The sequence below is a fragment of the Variovorax ginsengisoli genome (genome assembly GCF_030486595.1).
Classification (GTDB): Bacteria; Pseudomonadota; Gammaproteobacteria; order Burkholderiales; family Burkholderiaceae_C; genus Variovorax; species Variovorax ginsengisoli_B.
Genome location: NZ_JAUJZH010000007.1, coordinates 88,669 through 105,803 on the forward strand (window position 1 = coordinate 88,669; position 17,135 = coordinate 105,803).

The 17,135-nt window shown below is 69.4% G+C and carries 13 protein-coding genes; 8 read left to right on the plus strand and 5 right to left on the minus strand.

Annotated elements, in window-relative coordinates:
* Positions 1–22 precede the first annotated feature (22 nt).
* Positions 23–1,711, plus strand: a complete 1,689-nt coding sequence (locus QZH52_RS11720; RefSeq protein WP_301809278.1) for a magnesium transporter CorA family protein — start codon at positions 23–25, stop codon at positions 1,709–1,711.
* Here QZH52_RS11720 and QZH52_RS11725 read toward each other — a convergent pair.
* On the minus strand, positions 1,708–5,208 hold the full coding sequence (locus QZH52_RS11725) for a patatin-like phospholipase family protein (protein WP_301808447.1): 3,501 nt from the start codon (positions 5,206–5,208) through the stop codon (positions 1,708–1,710). The genes QZH52_RS11720 and QZH52_RS11725 overlap by 4 nt on opposite strands.
* A gap of 154 nt (positions 5,209–5,362) precedes the next feature.
* Between QZH52_RS11725 and QZH52_RS11730 the strand changes: the two genes are divergently transcribed.
* Positions 5,363–6,460, plus strand: a complete 1,098-nt coding sequence (locus tag QZH52_RS11730) for an MBL fold metallo-hydrolase (protein WP_301808451.1) — start codon at positions 5,363–5,365, stop codon at positions 6,458–6,460.
* 13 nt (positions 6,461–6,473) lie between these two features.
* Here QZH52_RS11730 and QZH52_RS11735 read toward each other — a convergent pair whose 3' ends face one another.
* The 4 genes from QZH52_RS11735 to QZH52_RS11750 form a co-directional block, all read right to left on the minus strand.
* The gene (locus tag QZH52_RS11735) at positions 6,474–6,653 is read right to left on the minus strand and encodes a hypothetical protein (RefSeq protein ID WP_301808454.1); all 180 of its coding nucleotides are present in this window, start codon (positions 6,651–6,653) and stop codon (positions 6,474–6,476) included.
* 11 nt (positions 6,654–6,664) lie between these two features.
* Positions 6,665–9,049, minus strand: coding sequence for a DNA topoisomerase IV subunit A (gene parC, locus QZH52_RS11740; protein ID WP_301808456.1), 2,385 nt, complete (start codon positions 9,047–9,049; stop codon positions 6,665–6,667).
* Between the two features lie 39 nt (positions 9,050–9,088).
* A complete protein-coding gene (locus QZH52_RS11745; RefSeq protein ID WP_301808457.1) occupies positions 9,089–9,964 on the minus strand; it encodes a lytic transglycosylase domain-containing protein in 876 nt (291 codons plus the stop codon).
* A 76-nt stretch (positions 9,965–10,040) separates the two neighbouring features.
* Positions 10,041–12,038: a DNA topoisomerase IV subunit B gene (locus QZH52_RS11750; RefSeq protein WP_301808460.1), complete on the minus strand. Its 1,998-nt coding sequence runs from the start codon at positions 12,036–12,038 to the stop codon at positions 10,041–10,043.
* Positions 12,039–12,258: 220 nt separating this feature from the next.
* On the opposite strand from QZH52_RS11750, the gene QZH52_RS11755 reads away from it, so the two are divergent.
* From QZH52_RS11755 to QZH52_RS11780, 6 genes are all read left to right on the plus strand, one after another.
* Complete coding sequence (locus QZH52_RS11755) at positions 12,259–13,473, plus strand: MFS transporter (RefSeq protein ID WP_301808461.1); 1,215 nt, start codon at positions 12,259–12,261, stop codon at positions 13,471–13,473.
* Positions 13,474–13,476: 3 nt separating this feature from the next.
* A complete protein-coding gene (locus QZH52_RS11760) occupies positions 13,477–13,617 on the plus strand; it encodes a hypothetical protein (RefSeq protein ID WP_286532360.1) in 141 nt (46 codons plus the stop codon).
* A complete protein-coding gene (locus QZH52_RS11765) occupies positions 13,614–14,165 on the plus strand; it encodes a class I SAM-dependent methyltransferase (protein WP_301808464.1) in 552 nt (183 codons plus the stop codon). Before QZH52_RS11760 ends, QZH52_RS11765 begins: the two co-directional genes overlap by 4 nt.
* 40 nt (positions 14,166–14,205) lie before the next feature.
* Positions 14,206–15,132, plus strand: a complete 927-nt coding sequence (dapA, locus tag QZH52_RS11770; protein ID WP_301808466.1) for a 4-hydroxy-tetrahydrodipicolinate synthase — start codon at positions 14,206–14,208, stop codon at positions 15,130–15,132.
* A gap of 116 nt (positions 15,133–15,248) precedes the next feature.
* Entirely contained in the window at positions 15,249–16,325 is a 1,077-nt protein-coding gene (gene bamC, locus QZH52_RS11775) for an NlpB/DapX family lipoprotein (RefSeq protein WP_286524784.1), read from the plus strand.
* Between the two features lie 10 nt (positions 16,326–16,335).
* Positions 16,336–17,112: an MBL fold metallo-hydrolase gene (locus QZH52_RS11780; RefSeq protein ID WP_301808471.1), complete on the plus strand. Its 777-nt coding sequence runs from the start codon at positions 16,336–16,338 to the stop codon at positions 17,110–17,112.
* Positions 17,113–17,135: the final 23 nt, after the last annotated feature.

Genomic DNA, 17,135 nt, shown 5'->3' on the forward strand with positions numbered 1-17,135 from the left:
TGGCGAGATGCCCTTCATCGAAATGGCGGACGCCGAAGCAGAATCTTCCGGCGCAGTTGCAGCACCTTCCGTGAAACACCTGCGACAGACCCTGCTTTGGCCCCTGCGCTTGATGCCGACCACTCAGCCGCGCCATGCGCATCGCGGCCCATGGCAGGTCTTGCGCGACCTCGGCGACGCCTCCCCCTGGCGCGAGGAGATCGACGAATACACCGGCGCCAGCGACCGTTTCCACGAGCGCCACTACAACGAGTTCGTGAGCTTCCTGCCCTACGTGCAGCGCTTCCTCTACGGCGATGGCCGCAAGGGTCGCGCGGCCGGCGGCGCGAGCGGCGGCGATTCGCCGATGCGGGTGTTCCGCCGCAGCGACGTGGCGGCGGTGCGCGTGGTGGGGCGGCCGGGGGCCGAGCCGATGACGCTGCAGGTGGTGCATGTCGATCTCTACTTCTTCTTCGACGTCGACGTGGTGCTGCTCAACGTCGAAGTCGGCGCCGACCACCTGAGCCTCGCGCAGGCGCAGGAGATCCTGTATCGCTTCGGCCGCGCGTACCCGGGCGGCTGGGACGCGCAAGGCCAGGCGCTGCACTGCATGCACAGCGTCGAATGGCTGGCCGCCGATGGCCGCGTACTGGCCTCTTCCGATGCGCAGCAGCGCGAGCCCTTCCTCGCGCACGTGGCGGAGCATCGCGCGCCGCGGCTGGCCGCGCACTGGGCCTGGCTCATGCGGCCGCTGGTCAGCGACCATTCGGACGAAGCCGGTGCGCTGCGCTTCCGCCAGATCGAGTATTACCGGATGCCGGTGATGGCCTACCTCGCGCTCGACGATCCACGCCGGCTCTCGCGCAGCGATTTCATCCGGCTCGCGATGGTGACCGGCACCGCCGAGGGGCCGGCAAGCACGGCCGCCCCATCGCCCTACCTCGAGGAGCAGGTGATCGACTTCGAGCAGCGCTACTGCTACGACCGCTTCTGGACCGATGCCGGCGCCGCGCCGCGCACCCGCTACCTGTGCAACGGCCGCGCCCTGATCGTGATCGGCGATGCCCGATCCGAGTTTTTCTGCTGCCGCGACCGCGGCGTGCTGGCGCAGTTCCGCCACCAGCACTTCCTGCTGTTTCTCATCGCCCATTTCCAGAAGGCGGCGCTGCTCATGTACTCCGACCGTCTGGTCGAGGCGCTGCGCAATCTCGACATCCACGACGTCGCCAGCGTCAAGCGATTCAAGCGCGCGATCCGCGCCAGCTTCGAGGGCTTCCTGCGCTTCACGCACCGCTACTGGTTCCACGAGATCTCGGAGCAGGCGCAGGTGCGCGCGCTGTCCCACCTGTGCACCACCCACCTCGGGCTCGATCCGCTCTATGACGAGGTCAAGGAGCGCATCGCCGACATGAACACCTACCTCGAGGCCGACAGCCTGCGCCGGCAGGCCAACACGGTGGTGCGGCTGACGGTGGTCACGCTGTTCGGCCTGATCGGCACCATCACGACCGGCTTCCTCGGCATGAACCTGCTGGCGGAAGCCGAGGCGCCGTTGTGGCGCAAGCTGCTGTGGTTCGGCATCGTCTTCGGCTTCACCACCTGGCTCACGGTCTACACCATGGTCAAGTCGAAGCGGCTGTCGGACTTCATCGATGCGCTGTCCGACGAGCGCAATACGCTGCGCGACAAGCTCGGGGTGCTGGCGCGGGTCTGGCGCCCCGGCTCGGACTAGGACGTACTCGCCACCCCATCCCTGACCCGCGGCAGCCAGACTTCGATCGCCGCCGGATCCGTCAGGCCCGGGCGCGGCAGCAGCCGGATCGCCCAGGGCTGGCCGGTCGGCGATTCGGCGGTCTCGGTCAGGGCCTCGGCGCAGGCGCGTGCGGACTCGTTGCGGATGACGACGGTCGGCACCGGATGCCCCACCGGCGGTGCCCGGCCGGCGCGGCGTGAGGTGCTCAGCACATCCTCGATCGGAGGCACCGAAGCGCCGAGTTCGCGCCACGGGCCGCGCCAGGCGCGCGCCTTGTCGCGCAGGCCGGTGCCGTAGGTCAGGATGTAGACCACCGTGCCTTCGCAGGCATCCGGCGCGATCGGCGTGGCCGGCCCGCGGGTGGCGTCGGGCGACGGCGCGGCGGTCGGCGGCGGCGCGCTCGCGACCCGGTCGCCCGCCCCGAATCCGGCAACGCGGTCGCGCAGCCAGACGGCCAGCTGGAAGGGCTGCGGCAGGGTGCCGCTGCAGTTCTGCTTGGAGCCGGTCTGGCCGCTGTAGTCGCGGGCCCAGTAGCGCGGCGCGCACGGCGGGGCCTGCGCCGGCTGCAGGCAGTCGATGCCGTTGCCGGGATCGAGCAGCCGCGCGCACGCCGGCGAGCGCTGGCCCGCGGCCTCGCCCGCGCAGGCCTGCTTGGCGTCGTCCACCATCCGCACCGAGAGCCGGAACTTGGCCATGAAGTTCTCGCTGCCCTCGCGGCACAGCAGGTCCCCGGTGCGCAGCAGTTCGGCCGCCAGCAGGGCCGGCGCATCGCCGCCCCCGCCGCCGCCGTGCAGCCGGGCCCAGCGCTCGGTGAGGTCCTTGAAGGCGCTGTTCTCCGATTTCTCCTGGTCGGCGCGCTGGGCGCGCCAGCTGTCGATGCCCTGCCAGGCGGCGACGCCGAAGGTGGCGGCCGTGCCGATGCCGATCGACGCCGTCACCGCGCCGGCCTTGAGCACCCGCGCCTGCAGCCGGCTCATCGAGCCCACGGCGGCCGCCGCGGCGCTGTCCTTGTCGCCCGGCTTGGCGCCGCGGGCGCTCGAATCCGGCTGGCCGTCATCGAGCATGAACAGGCCCGGCGCACCCTGCGCCACATGCTCGAGCAGCTCCTCGTCGAGCCGGAAGCCGATCTCCGAGCCGAGCCGGAAGTAGCTCTCCCATTGCGCCTCGTCGAAGAACTGGTCGGTGGTCGGCTGCTGCGGGAACAAGGGGTTTGCGGCCTTGAAGTTGACCAGGTCGACCGGCAGCGAGGCCGACACATTTGGCTTGACCAGCACGATCTGCCCGGTCTGGCCACTCGCGTAGCGCACCTGCGCCAGCGCCAGGCAGGCCTGGCTGGTCGGCGAGGCCAGGTCGTTGAGCGAGCCGAAGGCGCCCAGGTGCGTCCACTCGGCATCCGGGCGCGGCTTCATGAAGGTGATCTCGGCGTTGAGGTCGATGCGGGCGCGCCGGATCAGGACCTCGAGATCGCAGAAGCGGTAGTCCGGATCGGCGCCGCAGTCGGCGATCACGATCAAGGCCGCCTCCTGCCGCAGCAGCGCGTAGGCGCCGGTGTTCTCGAAATGGCCGCCGTCGCTCAAGTACCAGTTGGCCGAACTGCTGCCCGGAAAGGCGCCGAAGCATTCGAGCAGCAGGAAGCGGGTCTTCATGAGGAGCGGGCTCGCATGCACCACCGCGCCGTGCTGGACGATCCCGGCCCCGGCGCTGTTCCACCAGTAGCCCAGCCGCAGGCCCGCGAACAGCGACAGCGCCGAGATGCCGCGCTTGGTGAGGCGGCCCAGCCCCGGGGCGAAGGCCGCGCCCGAGATCGCCATCCAGCCCCCGAGCGTCAGCGCACCGTCGCCATGCGCCTGCGCCCAGGGCGCGCCGCCGGCCTGCATCCAGCCCAGCGGCCCGATGGTCAGCGGCTGGCTCTTGCGGTCGCGGTTGAAGAGCCTTTCCTTGGTGTCGTGCGTCTGGTTGATGCAGACGTTCGCCAGGTGCACCGGACCGCCCTGGGCATGCGGCGCGTAGCGCAGTTGCGAGATGTCGTCGTGCGAGTCGACCTCGCCCACCGGCACCTGTGGCGGCTCCAGGCCCGACACCTTGTCGGTCGGCTGCGCGCCGAGCCGCCGCGCATTGGCGGCCCCGAGGTAGCCGCGCACGATCCGCGCCTTGTAGAACATGTGCAGCGATGACGCATTGAGAAAGGCGAAGTTGCGCCCGGTCGCCAGCGCGTAGACACCGATGATCACGGCGATGGTGCCGAGCCAGGCCCAGCCGCGCATGAAGTCCAGCCCGGCCGGCGTGAAGATCGGCAGCAGCACCGCCGCATAGACCACGCCGATCCACCAGGCCGCGAGGCAGAAGGCCAGCACCAGCCCGAGCAGGCTGGCCAGGGTCAGCATCACGGTCTTGCCGATGCCGGGCAGTTCCTGCCGGTGCGACAGCAGCATCGGCAGCACGCCGCGCAGCGCCGCGGCCGCCACCAGCAGCACCGCGCCATAGGAGACCCGCTGCTGCTGGCCCTCGGCCGCCAGCCACCAGGCGCTGCGGTCGAGCAGGCCCAGCATGACGATCAGCAGCGCGGTATTGAGCACCGAGGCCAGCCGGTCGGTCAACTCGTTGCGCAGTTCGGCCGGCGACCGCTTCCGGCTTCGGTGCAGCACCCACAGCAGCGCGATCACCCAGCAGGCCGCGAAGGCCTCGAAGCTGGGCGCCAGCCAGGGCGGCCCGCTGTAGCGCAGCATCAGTTCGGGCGCGACGAAGGCGGCCCCGATGCCGAGCGCCAGCCACATCGCGACCTGCAGCAGCATCGACGAGGTCGATGGCCTGTCGTGCACCGACCAATAGGCGCAGGCCAGCACCACCGAGGCGAGGAAGGGCCCGACCAGCGTGAACCACAGCGTCGGCCACAGCGTGGCCCACTCGACCGCCAGGCGCATGAACTGCACGGCATCGATCTGGGTGCTTCGCACCACCGCGTCGGGCGGCACGCTGTTGAGGTCGACCGCACGGAACACGGCGTCCCAGAGCAGCAGGTTGGTGGCCGCCAGCACCATGCCGATCAGGCTGGCGGCGATCGCCAGCTCAATGTGGGTGGCCAGCAGGTTGCGCAGGTACAGCGCGGTGGCGAACAAGGTGTCGCGCAGGCCGCCCGGGATCAGGTAGCGGCCGTTGGCGCGCAGCCACCAGCCGAAGCGGGCGCGGTCGACGTCGCCGAGCGCGCTCTCGATCGCGCGCACCTCGTCCGCCGACTTCGCGTTGGTGCACAGCCGCCCGAGCGCCGCGCCGATGTAGCCGCCACCCGAGACGGTCGACATCAGGTCGAACTTGAGCAGTTGACGCCGCACCGCCAGCGCCTTCAGCAGGCCCAGGCAGAAGGTGGCGCTGCGGATACCGCCACCCGACAGTGCCAGGCCCCAGGGCCGTCGGCCATCGTCGGCGCCATGCAGGGCGCGTCGACGCTCGGCGACCAGCTTCTGGATGGTCTCGTCCATTCGGCTCCTCGTCGTTCGATGCAATATTTCATGCCTGCGGCGGGGTATCAATGACTCGAACGGCCTATGCCGGGCCCCTGGGGACGGCACGAAGGCGCCGCATTGGTTAAGCTCGCGGCGCCGCGGCCTGCCGCTCATTCCGCACATCCCGCCCATGACCGCTGCGCTCCCCCGCCCCGCGACCGCCGCCCTGGCACTGGCGGCTTGCGCCCTGTTCGCCGGCTGCGCGAGCAGCGCGCAAGCCTGCGAGAGCCCCTACGCCGCTTCGCCCCAGTTCAAGGACTGCGGTTTCAGCAACCCGCCGAACGCGGATGCCCTGCCCTCTGCCGGCGCTTGGAAGATCTGGTCGCGCTTCCTCCTCGAGACCAAGACCGACACCGTGCCGACCGACCCGATCCCGGTGCAGGCACTCGACGGCGCGCAGCTCTCGGCGCTCGATCCGCAGGCCAACCACCTGGTGCGCCTGGGCCACTCGTCGCACCTGCTCAAGCTGCAGGGCCGGTACTGGCTGATCGATCCGGTGTTCAGCGAGCGGGCTTCGCCCTTCCAGTGGCTCGGCCCGCGCCGCTTCCACCCGCCGCCGATCGCGCTCGACCAGTTGCCGCCGATCGCCGGGCTGATCCTGTCGCACGACCACTACGACCACCTCGACGTCGCCACCATCGGCTACCTGGCGCAGCGGGTGCAGCGCTACTTCGTGCCGCTGGGCGTCAAGGCGCGGCTGGTCGAGCTCGGCGTGCCCGCCGACCGGGTCACCGAGCTCGACTGGTGGCAGCAGGCGCAGTTCGACGGCGTCGAGCTCACCGCGACGCCTGCGCAGCATTTCTCCGGCCGCACGCTGAACGACCGCGACCGGACGCTGTGGGCATCGTGGGTGATCCAGACCGGCGGCCAGCGCATCTTCTACAGCGGCGACTCGGGCTATTTCAAGGGCTTCCGCGAGATCGGCGAGCGCTTCGGCGGCTTCGACCTGGCGATGATGGAGAACGGCGCCTACGACGCCTACTGGCCCGCGGTCCACATGACGCCCGAACAGAGCGTGCAGGCCTTCGAGGACCTGCGCGGCAAGGTCCTGTTCTCGGTCCACAACAGCACCTTCGACCTCGCGTTCCACACCTGGCACGATCCGCTGGACCGCATCGCCGACCTGTCCGAAGCCAGGAAGATCACACTCGCCACGCCGGTGATCGGCGAGGTGCTGACGGTCGGCCGGCCGCGCACCAACGTGCGATGGTGGGCCGGCTTGAAGTAGAACCCGTCGAGGCTCAGCGCTTCTGCTGCCGCTCGCGCGCCCGACGCACCTGCCGGCTCTGCCCGGCCTCGGCCGCCGCGCGCGCCTGGTCGGCCTTCTTCTCGCGCCGCCGTTTCGACAGCCAGCGCCCCAGGGCGAAGCTCGCCAGGCCGCTGAGCAGCGCGATCACCAGCCCGATGATTCCGATTTCCATCAGCGGCTCCGCTACAGCACGCGCACGACCGACGAGGGCTTGAACCCGAGGTCGGCGGCCTTGCCCTTGCGCGCGCGGGCGCCGCGGGCGTTGTTGAGCGTGCGGATCTCCAGCGTCTCCTCGCGCTCCTTGCCGCCGCGGCCGATGCCCTCGATCTTGACGCTGCGCGTGTAGGCCGCGGCACCGGCGAGCGTGTCCTTGGCCTCGAGGTCGATCAATGTCAGTCCGCGTCCGCCCTTCGGCAGCGCCTTGAGCTCGCCGATCTCGAAGGTCAGGATGCGGCCACCGGTCGAGGCGCAGGCCACGTGGGTCGCCGCCGGCATCGGCTCGGCGCCGCCGGCCCCGCCGACCAGCGAAGGCCGGCACAGCTGCTCGCCCTCGCCGACGTCGATGAAGGCCTTGCCGCCGCGCTGGCGCGAGACCATGTTCTCGACCGCCGCGATGAAGCCATAGCCGCCGGTGTTCGCGAGCAGCAGGCTCGCACCGAGCGGGCCCGCGAAGTAGTGCGCCACGTGCGTGCCGCTGTCGAGGTCGATCAGGGTCGTCACCGGCTGGCCGTCGCCGCGTCCGCCCGGCAGCGATGCCACCGGCACGCTGTAGACCCGCACGCCCTTGTCCTTGGCGGTGCCGAAGACCAGCAGCGTGTCGACCGAGCGGCATTCGAAGGCGCCATACAGTGCATCGCCCGACTTGAAGCTGTACTCGGGCGCCGCGGCGCCGGCGGCGCGCTCGCTGGCCCAGCCCTTCTGCGTGCGGACCCAGCCCTTCTGCGACACGATCACGGTCACGGGCTCGTCGACTACGCGGACTTCGGCCACGGCGCGCTTCTCGGCTTGGATCAACGTGCGGCGCGCATCCTCGAAGCTCTTGGCGTCGGCCTCGATCTCCTTCACCAGCAGGCGGCGCAGCGCCGCCGGGCTGGCGAGGATGTCCTCGAGCTTCTTCTGTTCCTCGCGCAGGCCCTTGAGCTCCTGCTCGATCTTGATCGCCTCCAGCCGCGCCAGTTGGCGCAGCCGGATCTCGAGGATGTCCTCGGCCTGCCGGTCGCTCAGATTGAAGCGCGCGATCAGCGCCGCCTTCGGGTCCTCCGCCGCGCGGATGATCGCGATCACCTCGTCGATGTTGAGCAGCACCAGTTGCCGCCCCTCGAGGATGTGGATGCGGTCCTGCACCTTGCCCAGCCGATGCCGCGAACGCTTCTCGACCGTGATCTCGCGGAAGGCGATCCACTCGTTGAGCATCTGGCGCAGCGACTTCTGGGTCGGCTTGCCATCGATACCGACCATCGTCAGGTTGATCGACGACGAGCTCTCCAGCGAGGTCTGCGACAGCAGCATCGTGGTGAACTCGTCCTGGCTGATTCGCGAGGTCTTGGGTTCGAACACCAGCCGCACCGGCGCGTCCTTGCTCGACTCGTCGCGCACCACGTCCAGCAGCGACAGCACCGCGGCCTTCAATTGCGTCTGTTCGGCCGACAGCGCCTTCTTGCCGGCGCGGATCTTGGGGTTGGTGAGTTCCTCGATCTCTTCGAGCACCTTCTGCGAGCTGACGCCCGGCGGCAGCTCGTTGACCACCAGCTGCCATTGCCCGCGCGCCAGTTCCTCGATCTTCCAGCGGGCCCGCACCTTGAGCGAGCCCCGCCCGGTGCGGTAGGCATCGGCGATGTCGGCCGCGCTGCTGATGATCTGGGCGCCGCCCGGATAGTCCGGCCCCGGCACCAGGGCGAACAGCTCGTCGTCGGTCAGCTTGCCGTTGGCCTTGATCAGCGCCACGCAGGCGTCGGCGACCTCGCGCAGGTTGTGGCTCGGGATCTCGGTCGCCAGGCCGACCGCGATGCCGCTGGCGCCGTTCAGCAAGGTGAACGGCAGCCTGGCCGGCAACAGCCGCGGCTCCTCGGTCGAGCCGTCGTAGTTCGGGATGAAGTCGACCGTGCCTTCGTCGATCTCGTCGAGCAGCAGGCTGGTGATGCGGGCCAGCCGCGCCTCGGTATAGCGCATCGCCGCGGCGCCATCGCCGTCGCGGCTGCCGAAGTTGCCCTGGCCGTCGACCAGCGGGTAGCGCTGCGAGAAATCCTGCGCCATGCGCACCAGCGCGTCGTAGGCGGCCTGGTCGCTGTGCGGATGGAAGCGGCCGAGCACGTCGCCGACCACGCGCGCACTCTTCACCGGCTTGGCGCCGACGGTGCCGTTGGCGCCGCCGAAGCCGAGCCCCATGCGCGACATCGAATAGAGGATGCGCCGCTGCACCGGCTTCTGGCCATCGCTGACATCCGGCAGGGCGCGGCCCTTGACCACGCTCAGCGCGTATTCGAGATAGGCGGTCTGGGCATAGTCGGCCAGCGTCAGCGCGCCATCGTCTTCGGGGCTCTGCAGATCGAGCGAAGGTTGGGAATCCATGGGAGAGAAAGAAGCGAGGAGAGAAGAGGTTTTCGGGATTCAGGGCGCCACCGCGGCGCCGGGTTCAACGGCCGCCGGCGGCGGCAGTTCGGGCAATTCCGGCATCTGAGGCATGCGCGACCGGTCGGACGGCATGTTGCCACGTCCGAGGGCGCCGCCCTTGGGCACCGCCAGTTCCATGTGGATGCGGCCGGCCGACCTGCCGCCGCGCCCGAAGGCCGCCGAGGGCTTCAGGTACGCGTAGAGCTGCAGCACGGTCGTCACGTAGTTCTGGGTTTCGCGGTAGTTGGGAATCTTGTTTCCGGCACGCTGCACGGCGCCCTCGCCGGCGTTGTAGGCCGCCAGCGCGAGTTCGATCCGACCCGGGAACATCGCGATCAGGTCGCGCAGGTAGCGCGATCCGGTGGCGATGTTGACCCGCGGATCGAAGAGCTTGGTTTCGATCGACGCCCGCTTGTCCGCCGCCACGCCGTAGCGCTGGGCGGTCGCCGGCATCACCTGCATCAGGCCGAGCGCGCCCTTGGGTGACACCGCCTGCGCATCGAAGCCGGATTCGGTCGCGATCAGCGCCTGCAGCAGCTCGTAGTCGATGTCGTGCCTGCGCGCGGCATCGCGCAGCGCCGACTTCGCCACCTTGTAGCCCGGCGAAGCCTCGACCAGCGCCACCAGGGCCTGCGAGGCGCGCGGCGCCTTGCCGTCGGCCGCGCCCCCGCGGCGCAGCGGCGCCAGGCCATTCGCCGTGTCGAAGCTCTGGCCGCCGCGGAAGAACAGCTGGTAGCGCTCGTCGAGCTTCTCGGCCGCGAAGTGGGCGCCGCCCTTCTCGTCAATGTAGCCGTAGATGTCGGCGGCCCGCGCCAACGGCGCCAGGACCGCCAGCGAGCCGGCCAGCAGCAGCGACAGCAAGGGAGCCAGCATCGGAATCGCCATCCGGCACTATGCCGTGGCGCCGCCTGGCCCGGTGATTCGCGGTGTCACGATTTGTTCGCCGCCGTCACACGTCGATGTCGACGTCGTCGGCGCGCAGCTCCATCAGTTCACGCCGCGCCGCCGCCTCGCCCTTGCCCATCAGCTTGGTGATCTCGCCCTCGGTGCCCTGGGCATCGAAGCGCCCGAGCCGCACCTGCAGCAGCCGCCGCGTGTCGGGGTTGAGCGTGGTTTCCCACAACTGCTCGGCGTTCATCTCGCCCAGGCCCTTGAAGCGGCTGATGCTCCAGGCGCCCTCGCGCACGCCGTCCTTGCGCAGCTTGTCGAGGATCGCCGTGAGTTCGCCCTCGTCGAGCGCGTAGAACTTGGAGGCCGTCTTCTTGCCGCGCGCCGGCGCATCGACGCGGAACAGCGGCGGCTTCGCCACATACACGTGGCCGGCCTCGATCAGCTTGGGGAAATGGCGGAAGAACAAGGTCAGCAGCAGCACCTGGATGTGCGAGCCGTCGACGTCCGCATCGCTCAGGATGCAGACCTTGCCGTAGCGCAGGCCCGACATGTCGGGCGTGTCGTTGGGTCCGTGCGGATCGACGCCGACCGCCACCGAGATGTCGTGGATCTCGGTGTTGGCGAACAGCCGGTCGCGCTCGACCTCCCAGGTGTTCAGCACCTTGCCGCGCAGCGGCAGGATGGCCTGGCTCTCCTTGTCGCGGCCCATCTTGGCGCTGCCACCGGCCGAGTCGCCCTCGACCAGGAAGACTTCGTTGTGCGCCGTGTCCTTGCTTTCGCAGTCGGTCAGCTTGCCGGGCAGCACGGCGACGCCGGAGCCCTTGCGCTTCTCGACCTTCTGGCCGGCCTTCTGCCGCGTCTGCGCGGCCTTGATGGCCAGTTCGGCCAGCTTGCGCCCGTAGTCGACGTGCTGGTTGAGCCACAGCTCGAGCGCCGGGCGCACGAAGCTCGACACCAGCCGCACCGCGTCGCGCGAGTTGAGGCGCTCCTTGATCTGGCCCTGGAACTGCGGGTCGAGCACCTTGGCCGACAGCACGTACGAGGCCCGAGCGAACACGTCCTCGGGCAGCAGCTTGACGCCCTTGGGCAGCAGCGAATGCAGCTCGATGAAGCTCTTGACCGCATTGAACAGGCCGTCGCGCAATCCGCTTTCGTGGGTGCCGCCGGCACTGGTCGGGATCAGGTTGACATAGCTCTCGCGCACCGGCTGGCCGTCCTCCGTGAAGGCCACGCACCAGTCGGCGCCCTCGCCTTCGGCGAAGTTGTCGGCGTTCTTGTCGGCATGGCCCGCGCCTTCGAACAACGGGATCACCGGATCGCCGTTGAGCGTCTGCATCAGGTAGTCGCGCAGGCCGCCCTTGTAGAGCCAGGTCTGGGTCTCCTTGGTCTTCTCGACTACCAGAGTGACCGTGACGCCCGGCATCAGCACCGCCTTGCTGCGCAGCAGGTGGGTGAGCTCGTTGATCGGCAGCGCGGCGGATTCGAAATACTTCGGATCGGGCCAGGCGCGCACCGTGGTGCCCTGGCGGCGGTCGCGCGCGCCCTCGCCGTTCGAGGCCGAAGCGCTCTCCTGGGGCCGGACCTTGAGCTGCTCGACGACGTCGCCGGCCGAGAACGCGAGTTGCGCCACCGAGCCTTCGCGGTACGAGGTCACTTCGAGCCGGGTCGACAGCGCGTTGGTCACCGACACGCCGACGCCGTGCAGGCCGCCCGAGAAGCTGTAGGCGCCGCCCGATCCCTTGTCGAACTTGCCGCCCGCGTGCAGCCGGGTGAAAACCAGCTCGACCACCGGCGCCTTTTCTTCCGGATGCAGGCCGAACGGAATGCCGCGGCCGTCGTCCTCGACGCTGACCGAGCCGTCGGCATGGAGCACGACCTTGATCTTCTTGCCATAGCCCGCGAGCGCCTCGTCGGCCGCGTTGTCGAGCACTTCCTGAATGATGTGCAGCGGGTTGTCGGTGCGGGTGTACATCCCCGGCCGCTGCTTGACGGGCTCGAGGCCCTTGAGGACGCGAATCGAGGATTCGCCGTAACTGCCTGGTTCCTTGCTTGCCATGGCGGCGGATTCTAGGCCCCCACGCTCCCCCACTTCGTGTGGGTCGCTGCCCCCCGAGGGGGTGCGGTCCGCCTTGGGGCGGCCCGGCGCCGGACCAGGCCTTGTTTTCGGCCCACCCACTGCCGCCTGCGTCGCACGCATCAAAGGCAAGCAAAAATATCAACAATCGCAGCCAGCGGGCCGCCGACGCGTTCGCCGGCTTTTGGGTACATTTTCCCGAATGACTTCTCCCCACCAGCCGCTCAGCATCCAGCGGGTGCTCATCTGCGGCGCCCTCATCGTCACCCTGTCGATGGGCGTTCGCCATGGCTTCGGGCTGTGGCTGCAACCGATCACCCAGGACCAGGGCTGGACCCGCCAGGCTTTCTCGCTGGCGCTCGCGATCCAGAACCTTTCATGGGGCATCGTCGGCGTCTTCGCCGGCATGCTGGCCGACAAGTTCGGCGCGCTCAAGGTCATGGTGGCCGGTGCCGTCTTCTATGCGCTGGGGCTGGCCGGCATGGCGCTCTCCCACACGCCGCTGATGTTCGCCCTGACCGCCGGCGTGCTGATCGGCGCCGCCCAGGCCGGCACCACCTATGCGGTGATCTACGGCGTGATCGGGCGCCAGATCCCGGCCGAGCGCCGCTCCTGGGCGATGGGCGTCGCGGCCGCGGCCGGCTCCTTCGGCCAGTTCCTCATGGTGCCGGTCGAGGGCCAGCTGATCGCCCGGCTCGGCTGGCAGACCGCCCTGCTGGCGCTGGCGGCCCTGGCGCTGCTGATCATCCCGCTGGCCTTCTCCCTGCGCGAGCCGCGGCTCGCCGCCGCCAGCGGCAAGCGCGACCAGACCATCCTGCAAGCGGTCCAGGAAGCCTTCAAATACCCGAGCTTCGTGCTGCTGATGGCGGGCTACTTCGTCTGCGGCTTCCAGCTGGCGTTCATCGGCATCCACATGCCGAGCTACCTGCGCGACAAGGGGCTCTCGCCCGAGGTCGCCAGCTACGCGCTGGCCCTGATCGGCCTGTTCAACATCTTCGGCACCTACACCGCCGGCGCGCTCGGCGCCCGGCTGGCCAAGCGCAAGCTGCTGGCGGCCATCTACCTGAGCCGGGCGGCAGCCATCGCGCTGTTCCTGCTGGTGCCGCTGTCGCCGCTCACGGTCTATGTGTTCGCCGCGGCGATGGGCTTCCTGTGGCTCTCGACCGTGCCGCTGACCAGCGGCATCGTGGCCCAGATCTTCGGTGTCGCCCACCTCTCGATGCTGGGCGGCTTCGTCTTCCTGAGCCACCAGGTCGGCTCCTTCCTCGGCGTCTGGCTCGGCGGCTACCTGTACGACCGCCTGGGCAGCTACAACCTGGTCTGGTATCTCGCGATCGCGTTCGGCGTCATGGCGGCGCTGGTCAACCTGCCGGTCAAGGAAAGCGCGATCGCGCGGCCCCGGCTCCAGCCCGCCTGAGCCATGTCCAGGTCCACCCGCGATCGTCTGGTCCATGCCGCCTGGCTGGGCGCCGCTGCGCTGGCGCTGGCCGGCGTCTTCGCGCTCTATGTGCGCCCGACCTTCCTGGTCACGCTGGTCGACCAGATCTGGGCCTGTTTTTGAATCACGCCAGTCTCACCCCCTCGCCCTGGATCGTCCGCTGGTCCCACCTGCTGGCGCCCGTTGCCGGCGTGCTCGACGTGGCCTGCGGGAGCGGCCGCCACATGCGCTGGTTCGCCGAACGGGGCCATGCGGTGACCGGCGTCGACAGGTCGCAGGAGGCGGTCGATGCCGCGGCGTCCTTCGGCCATGCCGTGCTGGCCGACATCGAGACGGGGCCCTGGCCTTTCGAAGGTCAGCGCTTCGGCGCGGTGGTCGTCACCAACTACCTCTGGCGCCCGCGGCTGGCGGACATCGTCGCGGCGGTCGCGCCCGGCGGCGTTTTGCTTTATGAAACCTTCGCCGCGGGCAACGAGCAGGTGGGAAAGCCCTCCCGGCCCGATTTCCTGCTCCAGCCCGGCGAATTGCTGGCCGCCTGCGCCGGGCTGCGGGTGGTGGCGTACGAGGACGGCTTCCTGTGCGATCCCGAGCGTTTCGTCCAGCGGATCGCCGCCGTCCGCCCGCAGGCCACGTCCGCGATGCCCCCCCGACATCTCCTCCAAGCCCCCTAGCGGGGCCGCCCGTACCGGCGGACGGGCCCAGGTCAGTAGAATGGCTGCTTTTCGGGCAACCCACAAAGAGATTCCCTTGGAGCAACTGACAGGTAGCATCGTTGCGCTCGTCACGCCGATGCATGACGACGGCAGTGTCGACTATCCCGCCCTGCGCCGGCTGATCGACTGGCACATCGACGAAGGCACCGATTGTCTCGGCGTCGTCGGTACCACCGGCGAATCGCCGACGGTCGACGTCGAAGAGCACTGCGAGATCATCCGCGTCTCGGTCGAGCAGGCGCGCGGCCGCGTGCCCGTGATGGCCGGCTGCGGCGCGAACTCCACCAAGGAAGCGATCGAGCTCGCCAAATACGCCCGCGGCGTGGGCGCCGATTGCCAGCTCCAGGTCGTGCCCTACTACAACAAGCCGACCCAGGAAGGTCAGTACCAGCACTTCAAGGCGATCGCCGAAGCGGTGGGCGACCTGCCGACCGTGCTCTACAACGTGCCCGGGCGGACCGTCGCGGACATGGCGCACGACACCGTGCTGCGCCTGGCGCAGGTGCCCGGCATCATCGGCATCAAGGAAGCCACCGGCAACATCGAGCGCGCCCAGTGGCTGATCCGCGAGCTACCGAAGACCTTCGCCGTCTATTCCGGTGACGATCCGACCGCGGTCGCGCTGATGCTGTGCGGCGGCCAGGGCAACATCAGCGTCACCGCCAACGTCGCGCCGCGCAAGATGCACGAGCTGTGCGTCGCGGCGATCGCCGGCGACGTCCGGCGGGCCATGCAGATCCAGTTCGAACTGATGCCGCTGCACCGCAACCTGTTCGTCGAACCGAATCCGATTCCGGTCAAGTGGGCGATGGCACGGCTGGGGCTGTGCGGCGGCGCGCTGCGGCTGCCGCTCACCGAACTCGCCGAAGGCGGCCGGCCGGCGGTCGAAGCCGCGCTGCGCGCCAGCGGCCTGCTCAAGGATTGACCCCACATTTACAAGCCGGCGTTCGCGGACGCCGGCAACCTTTTGCCCGGAGCCCGCTCAGAGAGAGCGGACGCGTGCCCACCGATCGAGCTCAACATTCCAAAAGGAAGTAGACGTTGAAAACAATTTCGCGATTCGCATTGCTGGCCCTGGTCGCCGGTCTCGCCGCCTGCTCGGCCCTCGAGAGCGAAAAAATCGACTACAAGAGCGCCGGCAAGGCCCCGACGCTCGAAGTCCCGCCCGACCTCACCCAGCTGTCGCGAGACAACCGCTATGCGGTGCCGGGCGGCGCGGTCACGGCCAACTCCTACCAGGCCGGCCTGGCCAATGCGCCCAGCCTGCCGACCGCGGTCAGCTCGGTCGGCGACGTCAAGATGGAGCGTGCCGGCACGCAGCGCTGGCTGGTCATCAACCGCCCGGCCGACCAGCTCTGGGAACCGGTGCGCGACTTCTGGCAAGAGAGCGGCTTCCTGCTGACCACCGACCAGCGCAATCTCGGCATCATGGAAACCGACTGGGCCGAGAACCGCGCCAAGCTGCCGCAGGACATCATCCGCGGCACCATCGGCAAGCTCATGGACTCGCTCTACTCGACCGGTGAACTCGACCGCTTCCGCACCCGCCTGGAACGCACCCCCAACGGCACCGAGATCTTCATCAGCCACCGCGGCATGGAAGAGGTCTACAGCAGCTCGCGCAAGGACCAGACCGTCTGGCAGCCGCGCGCCAGCGACCCCGAACTCGAGGCCGAATTCCTGCGCCGCCTGATGGTCAAGCTCGGCGTCTCGCAAGAACAGTCGAAGGTCATCGCCGCCGCCGGCGCCGCGCCGCAGACCGCAAAGGTCGCCAATGTCGGCGGCCAGCCGATGGTGCAGATCAACGACAACTTCGAGCGCGCATGGCGCCGCGTCGGCCTGGCGCTCGACCGCACCGGCTTCACGGTCGAAGACCGCGACCGCACCGCCGGCACCTACTTCGTGCGCTACGTGCCGCCGAATCCGAACAAGTCGGACCCGAGCTTCTTCTCCAAGCTGTTCAGCTCGGGCAAGACCGAGGCGCCGCTCAAGTTCCGCATCCTGGTCAAGGGCCAGGGCGAAACCAGCACGGTCTCGGTGCTGAACGAAGCCGGCGCGCCGGACAGCACGGCCAATGCGCAGCGCATCGTGCAGGTCATCGCCGACGACCTGAAGTAAGCCGGACCCGATGCTGCGCTTCCGCAGTCTTGGCAGCGGCAGCACCGGCAACGCCACGCTGGTCGAGGCGACGAGCGGCGACCGCGTCACGCGGCTGTTGGTCGACTGCGGCTTCGCGCTGCGCCACCTCGACACGCGGCTGGCCGCCGCCGGCCTCGCGGCCGCCGACATCGACGCCGTCTTCATCACCCACGAGCACGGCGATCACATCGGCTGCGCGCGGGCCTTGTCGCGCCGCGAGCGGATCCCTGTGTGGATGAGCGAAGGCACCTGGCTGGCGACCGGCGGGCACGACTACGAGGGCCGGCTGCATCTGGCGCGAGACGGCATCGACATTGAGGTCGGCGACCTCTGCATCCAGCCCTTCACGGTGCCGCACGATGCACGCGAACCGCTCCAGCTGCGCTGCACCGACGGCGCGCGCCACCTCGGCGTGCTCACCGACCTCGGCCATGCCACCCCGCACGTACTGGCCCGCCTGATGGGCCTGGATGCCCTGCTGCTGGAGTTCAACCACGACAGCGACCTGCTGGCCGGTTCCGCCTACCCGCCTTTCCTCAAGCAGCGCGTCGGCGGCAACTACGGGCATCTTTCGAACAGCGCCGCTGCCGCCATCGCGCGCGCGGTGCACCACGGTGGCCTGCGCCACCTGCTGGCGGCGCACCTGAGCGAGCAGAACAACCGGCCCGACATCGTGCGGGACGCGATGGCGGTGGCGCTGGGCGCCAGCGCAGACGAGATGCTCACGGCCACGGCAGCCGAAGGCTCGCCCTGGCTCGACCTCTGAGCCCATGAAAAAGGCCGCCCGAG

Coding starts and splice junctions, on each gene's coding strand:
- QZH52_RS11720 (WP_301809278.1), top strand. CDS start 23: ATGGCGGACGCCGAAGCAGAATCTTCCGGCGCAGTTGCAGCACCTTCC.
- QZH52_RS11725 (WP_301808447.1), bottom strand. CDS start 5,208: ATGGACGAGACCATCCAGAAGCTGGTCGCCGAGCGTCGACGCGCCCTG.
- QZH52_RS11730 (WP_301808451.1), top strand. CDS start 5,363: ATGACCGCTGCGCTCCCCCGCCCCGCGACCGCCGCCCTGGCACTGGCG.
- QZH52_RS11735 (WP_301808454.1), bottom strand. CDS start 6,653: ATGGAAATCGGAATCATCGGGCTGGTGATCGCGCTGCTCAGCGGCCTG.
- parC (WP_301808456.1), bottom strand. CDS start 9,049: ATGGATTCCCAACCTTCGCTCGATCTGCAGAGCCCCGAAGACGATGGC.
- QZH52_RS11745 (WP_301808457.1), bottom strand. CDS start 9,964: ATGCTGGCTCCCTTGCTGTCGCTGCTGCTGGCCGGCTCGCTGGCGGTC.
- QZH52_RS11750 (WP_301808460.1), bottom strand. CDS start 12,038: ATGGCAAGCAAGGAACCAGGCAGTTACGGCGAATCCTCGATTCGCGTC.
- QZH52_RS11755 (WP_301808461.1), top strand. CDS start 12,259: ATGACTTCTCCCCACCAGCCGCTCAGCATCCAGCGGGTGCTCATCTGC.
- QZH52_RS11760 (WP_286532360.1), top strand. CDS start 13,477: ATGTCCAGGTCCACCCGCGATCGTCTGGTCCATGCCGCCTGGCTGGGC.
- dapA (WP_301808466.1), top strand. CDS start 14,206: ATGGCTGCTTTTCGGGCAACCCACAAAGAGATTCCCTTGGAGCAACTG.
- QZH52_RS11780 (WP_301808471.1), top strand. CDS start 16,336: ATGCTGCGCTTCCGCAGTCTTGGCAGCGGCAGCACCGGCAACGCCACG.